General features: G+C 43.9%; 5 protein-coding genes. 2 read left to right on the top strand and 3 right to left on the bottom strand.

Annotated features, from left to right (window positions below):
- Positions 1-3,358 (bottom strand): putative metal-binding motif-containing protein (locus MR054_RS16675; RefSeq protein ID WP_276520201.1); only part of this gene is annotated, 3,358 nt, incomplete at its 3' end.
- 282 nt (positions 3,359-3,640) lie between these two features.
- Positions 3,641-6,292, bottom strand: a complete 2,652-nt coding sequence (locus MR054_RS16670) for a MopE-related protein (protein WP_242158966.1) — start codon at positions 6,290-6,292, stop codon at positions 3,641-3,643.
- A 498-nt stretch (positions 6,293-6,790) separates the two neighbouring features.
- Between MR054_RS16670 and MR054_RS16665 the strand changes: the two genes are divergently transcribed.
- Together MR054_RS16665 and MR054_RS16660 are read left to right on the top strand one after the other, a co-directional pair.
- Complete coding sequence (locus tag MR054_RS16665) at positions 6,791-9,115, top strand: T9SS type A sorting domain-containing protein (RefSeq protein WP_242158965.1); 2,325 nt, start codon at positions 6,791-6,793, stop codon at positions 9,113-9,115.
- Positions 9,116-9,308: 193 nt separating this feature from the next.
- Positions 9,309-10,688 (top strand): T9SS type A sorting domain-containing protein, encoded by a 1,380-nt coding sequence (locus tag MR054_RS16660; protein ID WP_242158964.1) that lies wholly within the window; start codon positions 9,309-9,311, stop codon positions 10,686-10,688.
- A 92-nt stretch (positions 10,689-10,780) separates the two neighbouring features.
- Here the strand turns inward: MR054_RS16660 and MR054_RS16655 are convergent.
- Positions 10,781-13,771, bottom strand: a 2,991-nt coding sequence (locus tag MR054_RS16655; RefSeq protein WP_242158963.1) for a T9SS type A sorting domain-containing protein, incomplete at its 5' end; no start/stop codon positions are given.

Here is a 13,771-nt window from a genome sequence, read left to right as displayed (position 1 = left end):
GCTCAGAGGCGATGTAATGGTTCAATGGGCGCTCACAGGTCGTCTGGGACGATCCGCTGCCATAACCATCGCCGTCCACATCCGCATACCAAACCTGACCCGGATATTCATTGGCATCCGTATCATCGCAGTCTAAATTATTAGTTACCTTACCTGAAACAGCCTGACAGGCACTCTCTGGAGTATCCAAAATATCACCATAGCCATCCCCATCGACATCAGTATAATAGTCTTCAAACACCAGACCATCATCGATACCATTGACACAATCATTATCCTTGCCATCACACAGTTCCGGGGCTCCGGGATAGATCGTGTTGTCCGTATCATCGCAGTCCGTGTTGCTATTCGATTCATTGGCCCCCGGCGTACTGGTCAGGGAGGAAACCGTGGTAGTCGATCCAAAGCCGTCACCATCGGCATCCACATAACGCAGGTACGCACCATCGCAGTTCTCATCCACGTCATTGCCAGCTTCTTCCGTGGCATCGGGGTTAATGGCTGCATTAGTATCGTCACAGTCTGTGTTGATATTCGATTCATTGGCTCCCGGCGTACTGTTTAGGGAGGAAACTGTGGTAGTCGTCCCAAAGCCGTCACCATCGGCATCCACATAGCGCAGGTATGCACCATCACAGTTCTCGTCCACATCATTACCAGCCTCTTCAGTGGCGTTGGGGTTTATGGCTCCATTGGTATCGTCACAGTCCAGATTATTGGTCACCTTTCCTGAAACGGCCGAGCATGAACTCTCCGGAGTATCCCCGGCATCACCATAGCCGTCCCCATCGGCATCCGTATAATAATCCTCAAACACTAAGCCGTCATCAATCCCATTGGCACAGTCATTGTCCTTGCCATCGCACAGCTCCGGTGCTCCGGGGTAGACCGTGTTGTCCGTATCGTCACAGTCCGTGTTGCTATTCGATTCATTGGCCCCCGGCGTACTGGTCAGGGAGGAAACCGTGGTAGTCGATCCAAAGCCATCACCATCGGCATCCACATAACGCAGGTACGCACCATCGCAGTTCTCATCCACGTCATTGCCGGCTATTTCGGTGGCATCGGGGTTAATGGCTGCATTGGTTTCGTCACAGTCCGTATTGGTATTCGATTCATTGGCCACTGGCGTACTGGTCAGGGAGGAAACCGTTGTAGTCGAACCATAACCATCACCGTCAGCATCCACATAGCGCAGGTATGCACCATCACAGTTCTCGTCCACGTCATTGCCGGCTATTTCGGTGGCGTTGGGGTTTATGGCTCCATTGGTATCGTCACAGTCCGTATTGGTATTCGATTCATTGGCCCCCGGCGTACTGGTCAGGGAGGAAACCGTGGTAGTCGAACCATAGCCATCACCATCGGCATCCACATAGCGCAGGTAGGCACCATCGCAGTTCTCATCCACATCATTGCCGGCGACTTCAGTGGCATCAGGGTTAATAGCTGCATTAGTATCGTCACAGTCCGTGTTATTATTTGATTCACCTACATCGGGGGTAGTCGTTAAGGAAGAGACCGTGGTAGTCGATCCAAAGCCGTCACCATCGGCATCCACATAGCGCAGGTAAGCGCCATCGCAGTTCTCATCCACGTCATTGCCGGCGACTTCCGTGGCATCGGGGTTAATGGCTGCATTAGTATCGTCACAGTCTGTGTTGATATTCGATTCATTGGCTCCCGGCGTACTGTTTAGGGAGGAAACTGTGGTAGTCGTCCCAAAGCCGTCACCATCGGCATCCACATAGCGCAGGTAGGCACCATCACAGTTCTCGTCCACATCATTACCAGCCTCTTCAGTGGCGTTGGGGTTTATGGCTCCATTGGTATCGTCACAGTCCAGATTATTGGTCACCTTACCGGAAACCCCCTCACAGGAACTTTCAGGTGTATCTGATGCATCACCATAGCCGTCGCCATCGGCATCCGTATAATAGTCTTCAAATACTAAGCCGTCATCAATCCCATTGGCACAGTCGTTATCTTTGCCATCGCATAACTCCGGTGCAAAGGGATAAATGGTATTATCCGTATCATCGCAATCCCCTTCACAAGGTGAAAACCCATCACCATCGTTATCCAATTCGTCAGCGGGGGTCACCCCATCACAGTCATTATCCAGGCCGTCACAGAGTTCCGGGGCACCCGGATACACGGTATTATTCCCGTCATTACAATCGCCACCGGCAGTGGAATACCCATCCCCATCACCATCGGTTATGGATTGGGACGACCATAGTTTATAGTCAAAATCCGGGGTTGAGGTGGAAAACCCCTGGGAATACACCCTGAAGTAATAGGTATCTCCAACCACCAAACTGCTAAAGTATATGGATTCATCCCTCGGTGCTAAAGTTTTATTATCATCACTGCAGGCCTCATCGATCAATGAACCACAGTCTCCCGAGAACAGGGTCAAGATCCCATTAAAGTCCGGTAGGAGCTCGATATGGATATCGGTGGTTTGGGCAATAAAGGCATACCAGACATCATCTCTGGCGTTATCCGTATCACCTCCATCACAGTTCTCACCTTCAAAATTGGTCTCTGCCCCATTGACCACGGAGCCCGCACGCAAAGCGGCATTATCGGTATCCGTGTTTGTTTCCTGAACGACTAGAAGGGCCCCATCGCAAAGATCATTGTCTGGCGGATCACCGGCTAAGGTCGTAATATTGGGAGTCACCAGCCAATTACTGAAGTCGCCGGATCCGCAATCGGAACGAATGGCCACCTGGTATGTGGTACTCGCCATAAGTGCATTCTCTCCGGAAGTAGCACTATGAGCACCACCGGTTGAACCATTAACAACATGGGTACCTGTACCGGGTGTAAATCCCGAAAGGCCAATTTCCCACTCATAATCCACCGGAGCCGGACCCGAACCTGGGGCAGTCCAATTAAAATCCAGGCGCACGTTAGATAAGTAGCTCACCTTAGGATTTTCAGGTTTATAGCAGGTCGGGACTTTAATCAAGGTCACCGTATGGGTTTCACTATCGCTGTTGCAGCTATCGCTTAAGTGGATGATCACGCGGATCTCCCCTGCGGGGATATCACCGGATTGAAAGGTATAGGTTAAGGGCGTATCGCCCTCAGCTAATACGGTGGTGCCATCGGCAGTCCGAATAGTTATAAAATCCGTGCTCCCCATGAAAGAGGAGGTGAAGGTATATTCTTCCTCCAGAACATTGGTGACGGTCTGGTACTCCCCGGCATAAATGGTATTGGTAACTTGTTCGATATCGCCGGAGTTAATGGCCATATAGGTACCATTTTTCATATTGCTGTCACAATTCTGAGCATGGGACCATACCGATAAAAGAATAAGTAGAAAACAGGTAATTTTATTCATGCTATCCTATTTGATTTTGTTAAAACTATGGCTATTCCTTGGGAGAATTATAGTATGAAAAATCCAATAAGATTAGGCTAATAACATGAGTGAGGTGAGGCTATATTAAATGTATCCATTAATTATGACGCGAGCATGCAAAACAGATAAAATGCAATTAATATCGTTAAAATGAATTAACAATGGATGAATGCGAAACGCCTTTGTCTCTCTTTTCTACATAATTTAGGACAGGAAAATAGCCTTGTGCAAAACAAATGTTTATCACAAGGCCGGCATGTACTAACGCTTGATGACCTGCTTCATGGTTTCATCCCCTTCATCATATAGTTTAAGGAGATAGATCCCTTTTTGCAGCTGCGACAATCGTTCTATTTTTAAGACCCCATTCTCACTTAACTTCGAATCCGTGTAAACCACGCGGCCATTCAAATCGTATAGGGTGAGGCCTATGGATTTACCATCAAAATAACTTGGGAGATGGACATGTAACACAGAGGTAAAGGGATTGGGTTCAATTCGAATGTTGTTAAAGTTCATATCTTCCACCGATAAGCCCTCACAGGCATCGCCAATACCATCATTATCCGTATCCTCCTGTCCGGGGTTGGGGGTGTTTGGGCAATTATCATTACAATCCAAAACCCCATCACTGTCACTATCGCCCTCATCCGCCGGGATACCGTCGACACAATCATTATCCAAACCGTCACAAAGCTCAAAAGCTCCGGGATAAACGGTGGGTTCGGTATCATCACAATCCCCGCTGGTGACTACATATCCTACAGGGGCCGAACAGGCCTGAACTGTATCGGTGGCATCGCCGTAGCCGTCATCATCGCTATCTCGGTAATAGGTGGTCTGATCTGCAACATCCGGATCATCGCCATCGATCAGGCCATCACAATCATTGTCGATACCATCGCATACTTCAGTGGCATCAGGGTTGATGGCCATATTGGCATCATTACAGTCGCCGCTCACGGAAACATAGCCCACAGGAGCCGAACAGGCCTGAACCGTATCTGTAGCGTCCCCGAAACCATCATCATCACTGTCACGATAATAGGTGGTTTGTCCTACGACACCGGAATCGTCATCATCGGTTAAACCATTGCAGTCGTTATCCAGTCCATCGCATATTTCGGTGGCTGCAGGATGGATCGCTGCATTGGCGTCATTACAATCGGAATTGTTCAGGCTATAACCCGGACCCGGATTGGAACAATAGGCATTTCCCGCATCATTCATATCCCCAAAACCGTCATCATCGGCGTCTATATAATATGTGGTGAATACGAGTCCATCGTCTATCCCATTGGCACAGTCGTTGTCCTTGCCATCGCAAATTTCCGGGGCACCGGAATACACGGTATTGTCTGTATCATCACAATCCAAATTATTGGTCACCTTACCGGAAACCGCCTCACAGGAACTTTCAGGTGTATCTGATGCATCACCATATCCATCTCCATCAGCATCCGTATAATAATCCTCAAACACTAAGCCATCATCAATGCCATTGGCACAGTCGTTATCCTTGCCATCACACAGCTCCGGTGCAAAGGGATAAATGGTATTATCCGTATCATTACAATCGCCTTCACATTCTGAAAATCCATCATTATCTGCGTCAATTTCATTGCTCGGGGTCACCCCGTCACAGTCATTATCCAGGCCGTCACAGAGTTCCGGGGCACCCGGATACACGGTATTATTCCCGTCATTACAATCGCCACCGGCAGTGGAATACCCATCCCCATCCCCATCGGTTATGGATTGGGACGACCAAAGTTTCAAAATAAAATTGGGATCGCTGGCCGAAAATCCCTGGGAGTACACCCTGAAATAATAGGTCTCTCCAACCACCAGGCCAGAGAAATATATGGATTCATCTCTCGGTGCTAAAGTTTTATTACCATCACTGCAGGCCTCATCGATCAAAGTACCACAGTCTCCCGAGAACAGGGTCAAAATCCCATTAAAGTCCGGTAGGAGTTCGATATGGATATCGGTGGTTTGGGCGATAAAGGCATACCAGACATCATCCCTGGCGTTATCCGTATCACCACCATCACAATTCTCACCCTCAAAATTGGTCTCTGCGCCATTGACCACGGAGCCCGCACGTAAAGCGGCATTATCGGTATCGGTATTTGTTTCCTGAACGACTAAAAGGGCCCCATCGCAGAGATCATTACCTGGAGGCGGCCCGGCGTTCGTACTGAAATCCAATGGCCCTAAGGGATCACTAAACCCATTTTCACCACAATTGGTATAGATGTAGATATCATAATCCGTATTCGGGGACAATACCGCTCCGGAACTGGCATTTAAAGTGGATGCATCGGTCGCACCAGAAAACAGGACCTGCCCCGGGTCATCCCCTTGAAAAACTATGATCCAGGAATAGCCAACAGGGGTGGCACCTAAACTCGGAGCACTCCAGTGAAAATCAATTCTCGAATCGGAGAGGTAGTCTATTCTCGGGCTTTCCGGCGTTTGACAGGTCGTAGTCGAGGCGGTCAGGTTCAACAAGGTCGCGGTCAGGTTGATATCATCAATGGCACAACTCGCATCCTTAAAATAATGGAGTTGAACAATGCCATTGGGTATTTCTCCTACGGTAAAGGTATAGTTAATGGGTGAGGTCCCACTCTTTAAAGGCGCACCAAATGCATCGGTAATGGTAATGAAATCATTAACCGGGGTTCCTAAATTGGTATGGGAGGCGGTAAATTGGTATTCCTCCGCCAGAATACCGGATACTTCCAAATAAGCATCATGCCCAACCGTAATATCCAGGATTTCAACAATCCCGGAATTAGACGCTACCAGATCATTCTCATTATATTTTGTACCACTGGTACAATCTTGAGCAGAAGAAGTAAGCGCTACAAAAAATAGTATGGCAAAAGTGTAGATGTGTTTCATATGGATATGGGTTGTTAATGACATACTAATGTAACACATAATGGGCTGAAATACAGGTATTGTAGACATATAACAAAAAAAATTGATGAGTTGCAAAGAACTGCATAGGTCATCTAAGATTAAGGCCACGCCATAAGGTGCCCGTAATAAAAATAGTACCCTGCGTTTATAGGTTCACTTACAAATTCAAATTTTAACATATTAAATTGATTATCAACCGACTAATTGTTAATAAGTTTTTAGATTTTAAGGGTGTAACCCTGAAATAAAATTTATTTTTGCGCGAAATAAATCGTTCTTTAACGTCTAAACCACTGATTTGAACGTATTTGTTTGAAATAATTGGGGATTGATTAATAGCAACATATTTAAAATATTGAAGATTATTCTTTCATTAACACACTTAATATGTGTATTTTATCGATTAAAATGTTAAAATATACGATTAAGTGTATTTTTTTATAAGATTAGTACCCCAGACCTAATTAGAATCTAAAAATGAAAAAGTTTACACTTACCTTATTTAGCGCATTAATTACATGCTTTATTTTTGGCCAATCTCCATTTGGGGCCAAACAAAACATTTCCAGCAATACAGGAACTTTTCCAAGGGTGATCGACGCGGGACACCTGAACAATGATGCTTATGAAGATATTGTTATAGGAACAGACGTGGGAGGTACCATAGAATGGTATAAGAACAATGGTAATGGAACCTTTACCTTACAAACTCTAATCTCGTCTTCTTTACCAAGGGTGCAAGGAATTGCTATTGCCGATTTGGATAATGACAACGACAACGACGTCATTGCCACTTCTTTCTCTGCCGATAAGTTGGTTTGGTTTGAAAACAATGGTTCCGGAAGTTTTGGAAACGAACAACTTATCGCTTTTGGGCTTACTGATGCTACTACTGTTAAAGCAGGAGATATTGATGGTAACAATACCATTGATCTTGTAGTTTGTTCTTATGGTACACATAAAGTCTCTTGGTTTTCCAATGATGGCACTGGAAATTTTGGTGGTGCTCAAGCTATTAGTGATATTTCCAATTCAGGCCCTTGGGACTTTGATCTGGCGGATTACGATCTGGATAACGATCTCGACCTCGTTGTAGCTTATGGATCAATCGATGCCATTGTTTTATTTGATAATGATTTGACTCAAAGTGGCAGTCCATCCTTCTCTAATTATTATTTAGTTGCTAGTGCCAATTATGGTCTTCGAGATGTACACTTTGGAGACGTAGATAATAATGGTGATCTAGAAATTATCAAAGCAGACGAATACGCCAATACTGCTTGGTACAAAAAGTCCGGCAGCAGTTTTACAGAAACTGCTTTTACCACTAACAATTCTGTACCCTCGGCTGTAATTATTTCAGATGTGAACAACGACAACTCCAATGATGTTATTGTGGGTTACTCCAGTACCTCCACAACCGACGAGCTTACCTGGTATAAGAACTCCAGCAGTACAGGAGAACAATCCATTGACAATACACAAAACGATATCTATGATTTTGTCTTAAGAGATTTTGATAACGATGGAGATTTGGATTTAGCTACCATTGCTACAAGTCAAAATCACTTGAACTGGTTTGAGAACGTCGGTAATGAATCTCCTTGTACCGATAGTGATAATGATGGGGTATGTGATGGTAATGATATCTGTCCCGGGTATGATGATACTATTGACTCGGATGGCGATGGCACCCCGGATGGTTGTGATGATACGCCTAACGGAGAACCTATTTGTAGCCAGCAAACAAAAAGCTTCCCTGTTCCTAATAATACCTTAACCTATTCGGGATCCGGAACCGGTGAGACTTCGATCATTTTACCGGCTGATAGCCAGGATATTTCATTTACGATAAGTGGTCTTGAATCGAAGACCAAAGGTAAAGGCAGTACCCAATTTATTGATATCATCGATGTGACCTACAATAACAATACAACAACGTATAGCGGGGTGAATGTAAGTTCCAAAACCTTTAATATTACCGGTCCTACGGATGGCATCAGTATTAGACTCTATAATGGTTTAAGCGGTTCTAATCAAACGCTGAGTATTACTTTAAGTGATGTTCGGTATTGTTCATCAGACAATACGCTTCCTTGTGTTGATGCGAATAATAATGGCATTTGCGATGTGGATGAGCCTACAAGTGATTGCGCTCCCAGGACCAAAAACTTTAACAACAATGGTACGTTATCTGGTACAAGCAGTACGACCCTGAATTTTGAACCTAACAGTCAGGATGTGTCTTTTACCATTACCAATATAAATGATAAACAGAAAGGGAAACCAGATGGTCATTATATTGAGCAGGTGGTAGTTACATATAATGGCAGCACTGTTTATGGTACCTTTAGTGGCGATCAGATCAATTCCGTATTTGTTGAAATTCCCGGAAGTATAAGTTCTGTATCTGTAGCCTTAAGAGACGGATTAGGCAATACCTCCAATATTAGTGTGAATTTAAGTGAGGTGGCTTATTGTGTCAGCGGCACTTCGCCTAAATCAATTGCTTCAAAAGGAATCGCGTCAAGTATAGAGACCGTTATACTTGAAGACACCTTAAAGATTTACCCAAACCCGGTTTCTGACGTCCTGTTTATAAAATTGAATTCGACGAATACATTAGCCCGGATTAGATTGTTCAATATAACTGGAACCATGATATTTAATAGAGTCATTCAGGATACTCCTAAGCAGGATCATATATTGGATGTTAGTGACATTTCCAATGGCTTGTATGTGCTGCAACTTATTGACAACAATGGAACCCTTTTCAAAACACAACGTATTGTAGTTAAATAAATTAAGTCTGCTAGGATATACCTTTTGCCTTAAAGCATCAATAATCATATTGATTCATAGTAAATTTGATTTAATTATATTCATTTACTTACAAAAATCATAAAATATATGGTATTTTATCGATTAAATACTTAAATATCAGATAATATGTATATTTTATCTTAAATTTACGTCAAACTTAACCATACATGTTATGAAGAAAATTATACTAACCTTATTTAGCGCATTAGTTACATGCTTTATTTTTGGCCAATCTCCATTTGGGGCCAAACAAAACATTTCCAGCAATACAGGAACTTTTCCAAGGGTGATCGACGCGGGACACCTGAACAATGATGCTTATGAAGATATTGTTATAGGAACAGACGTGGGAGGTACCATAGAATGGTATAAGAACAATGGTAATGGAACCTTTACCTTACAAACTCTAATCTCGTCCTCTTTACCAAGGGTGCAAGGAATTGCTATTGCCGATTTGGATAATGACAACGACAACGACGTCATTGCCACTTCTTTCTCTGCCGATAAGTTGGTTTGGTTTGAAAACAATGGTTCCGGAAGTTTTGGAAACGAACAACTTATCGCTTTTGGGCTTACTGATGCTACTACTGTTAAAGCAGGAGATATTGATGGTAACAATACCATTGATCTTGTAGTTTGCTCTTATGGTACACATAAAGTCTCTTGGTTTTCCAATGATGGCACTGGAAATTTTGGTGGTGCTCAAGCTATTAGTGATATTTCCAATTCAGGCCCTTGGGACTTTGATCTGGCGGATTACGATCTGGATAACGATCTCGACCTCGTTGTAGCTTATGGATCAATCGATGCCATTGTTTTATTTGATAATGATTTGACTCAAAGTGGCAGTCCATCCTTCTCTAATTATTATTTAGTTGCTAGTGCCAATTATGGTCTTCGAGATGTACACTTTGGAGACGTAGATAATAATGGTGATCTAGAAATTATCAAAGCAGACGAATACACCAATACTGCTTGGTACAAAAAGTCCGGCAGCAGTTTTACAGAAACTGCTTTTACCACTAACAATTCTGTACCCTCGGCTGTAATTATTTCAGATGTGAACAACGACAACTCCAATGATGTTATTGTGGGTTACTCCAGTACCTCCACAACTGACGAGCTTACCTGGTATAAGAACTCCAGCAGTACAGGAGAACAATCCATTGACAATACACAAAACGATATCTATGATTTTGTCTTAAGAGATTTTGATAACGATGGCGATTTGGATATGGCTACTATTGCTACAAGTCAAAATCACTTGAACTGGTTTGAAAATTCCACCAATTCATCGTCATTAAGCACTACCGATCTTGAAATGACTAAAATTAGGATCTATCCTAACCCAACCTCAAATGTATTGCGCTTTAAGAATGTTCAAAATGAAGCATTAAAACTATCTGTTTATAATCTTTTAGGTAAAAAAGTTATAAGCACCCAATCGATAAACGCTTCCAATAACACTCTGGATGTTTCCAGTTTGAACCGAGGAGTCTATATCATCCATTTTGAAGACCAAAGTGAATCCCTGAAGTTTATTAAACAATAGCGATGATCACCAATTGCCTATCTATTTTCAGTTTTACATAAAAAAAGAGAGCGATTAAATCGCTCTCTTTTATTTTAATTAATTTTTAAAATTTATTGCTGTTCCGTTGAAGACACAATTTTCTTCACCAGTGTACCTTCCCGAGTTGTTAATCGTACAAAGTACATTTGATCGTCATTACCCGATAGATCAATATTGGTTCTATCATAGGTACCTTTGATATAACTGGTGTTTTCAGCTTGTCTGATCAAGGCGCCTTTAATGTCGTACACATCAATTTTCACGTCGGTATCATATTCAAACTTATAGCCAATGTTTACCTCGTTTTGGAATGGTACCGGATAGGCGGTAAAGCTAACTTTCTTATCTTCAAGTTTACCCCATCCACCGGTATCAACATCACAATCAGGATATACAAACGCCTCATTGGGTTGGTCGAATGTATAGGTGTTCATTAGGCCAGGTATTTCTGAACCTTCTGGAACATCGTAATCACAAACCACAGCATGGGCAATGAAATAGAATTTACCAGATGCTTCAATTGGTGGTGTTGTTAATGTATTTTCAGAGAAACCTATATCTCCAGAATTATAGTTGTATTGTCCTGGTGCAACCGTGTACTCACCGTTGTTGGTTGTTGGATACGGATCACAACCAATCCAGATATGAGCTTCAGAGATCACATAATTTCCACCATCGCCCAATAAGTCATATTTTACAACTACTTCTCCAGCTCCGGCCAATCCTTCACCATAGTATAGGGTAACGGAACCAACATGTGTACCTTTGCTTAGATCGCAACGTCCTGCGCCTCTGAACAATTCAAACTCATAAGTTCCTTCTGTGGTTATCTCATTCACCCAACCCCAACGTTTAAAGCCGTCGTTACGGAAACAACTACTCACATCGGTATTGACGCTATATAAACCATTTCCATCTGGTCCCGAAGTTTCTACTCCAAACGCTGTTCCACAATTTGGTGTACAATCGTATACCGTTGCAGATACATTACAAGTTGACTCACAGCCATCAGCATCAACTACTGTCACCGTAAAGTCATGTGTACCTACCGGAGCTCCTGATAATACCGGTGTATCTGAATTAACATCATCCAAATAGCCAGCTGCCGCTCCACTCCAAGTATAGGTAAATGGCGTTCTACAACCACTACCCACAACTTGAAGATTAATATCAACACCTTCACACTGTAAATCATTCAATACAGAAGCTTCACAAGACGGTGGAATCTCATTCACAGTGTAAGTAGCTTCACACCATACATCCTCCTCACAATCACTGGACACTGTAAACCTTACAGTTGTACTTCCACCACAAGCGTCTGGAGCCCCAGTATTGTTGTTGCTTATTTGTGCTCCACATCCGCCTGAATAGGAAACGCTGGCTAACCAATTAGCAAAATCGGCATCTATAGCAGCTTGTGTCATACATGAATCTACTGTATAATCACCCGGACAGGTCAATGAAACCGCTGGTGCAGCTGTTACCGTAAAGGTAGCTGAACCTGGGATTGGATCCTCACAGTCACTTGTTGCATTCCAGGTTACTGTTGAGTTGCCACCGCAAGCATCAGGTGGTCCTGGATTTACTATATTCGGATTAAGTCCGCATCCGCCTGTAATGCTCAATCCTGAGAACCATGCATTATAGGCCGCATCTACTGTGCCTTGATCGTTACAGGCCGCTATGCCATCATCAGTAATGGGAACAACATTAACCGCTGGTGCAGCTGTTACCGTAAAGGTAGCTGAACCTGGGATTGGATCCTCACAATCACTTGTTGCATTCCAGGTTACTGTCGAGCTACCACCGCAAGCATCAGGTGGTCCTGGATTTACTATATTCGGATTAAGTCCGCATCCGCCTGTAATGCTCAATCCTGAGAACCATGCATTATAGGCCGCATCTACTGTACCTTGATCGTTACAGGCCGCTATGCCATCATCAGTAATGGGAACAACATTAACCGCTGGTGCAGCTGTTACCGTAAAGGTAGCTGAACCTGGGATTGGACCCTCGCAGTCACTTGTTGCATTCCAGGTTACTGTTGAGCTGCCACCGCAAGCATCAGGTGGTCCTGGATTTACTATATTCGGATTAAGTCCGCATCCGCCTGTAATGCTCAATCCTGAGAACCATGCATTATAGGCCGCATCTACTGTACCTTGATCGTTACAGGCCGCTATGCCATCATCAGTAATGGGAACAACATTAACATCTGGTGCATCTGTTACTGTAAAGGTAGCTTCACACCATACATCCTCCTCACAATCACTGGACACTGTAAACCTTACAGTTGTACTTCCACCACAAGCGTCTGGAGCCCCAGTATTGTTGTTGCTTATTTGTGCTCCACATCCGCCTGAATAGGAAACGCTGGCTAACCATGTTGCAAAGGCACTGTCTATAGCCCCTTGTGTCTGACAGGATGCCTCTGTAGAATCACCCGGACAGGTCAATGAAACCGCTGGTGCAGCTGTTACCGTAAAGGTAGCTGAACCTGGGATTGGACCCTCGCAGTCACTTGTTGCATTCCAGGTTACTGTTGAGTTGCCACCGCAAGCATCAGGTGGTCCTGGATTTACTATATTCGGATTAAGTCCGCATCCGCCTGTAATGCTCAATCCTGAGAACCATGCATTATAGGCCACATCTACTGTACCTTGATCGTTACAGGCCGCTATGCCATCATCAGTAATGGGAACAACATTAACATCTGGTGCATCTGTTACTGTAAAGGTAGCTTCACACCATACATCCTCCTCACAATCACTGGACACTGTAAACCTTACAGTTGTACTGCCTCCACAAGCGTCTGGAGCCCCAGTATTGTTGTTGCTTATTTGTGCTCCACATCCGCCTGAATAGGAAACGCTGGCTAACCATGTTGCAAAGGCACTGTCTATAGCCCCTTGTGTCTGACAGGATGCCTCTGTAGAATCACCCGGACAGGTCAATGAAACCGCTGGTGCAGCTGTTACCGTAAAGGTAGCTGAACCTGGGATTGGATCCTCACAGTCACTTGTTGCATTCCAGGTTACTGTTGAGTTGCCACCGCAAGCATC

The organism is Aestuariivivens sediminis (assembly GCF_022662105.1).
Classification (GTDB): Bacteria; Bacteroidota; Bacteroidia; order Flavobacteriales; family Flavobacteriaceae; genus Aestuariivivens; species Aestuariivivens sediminis.
Note: the sequence above shows the minus strand (reverse complement) of the source record. Positions and strands in the feature narration are given on the sequence as shown.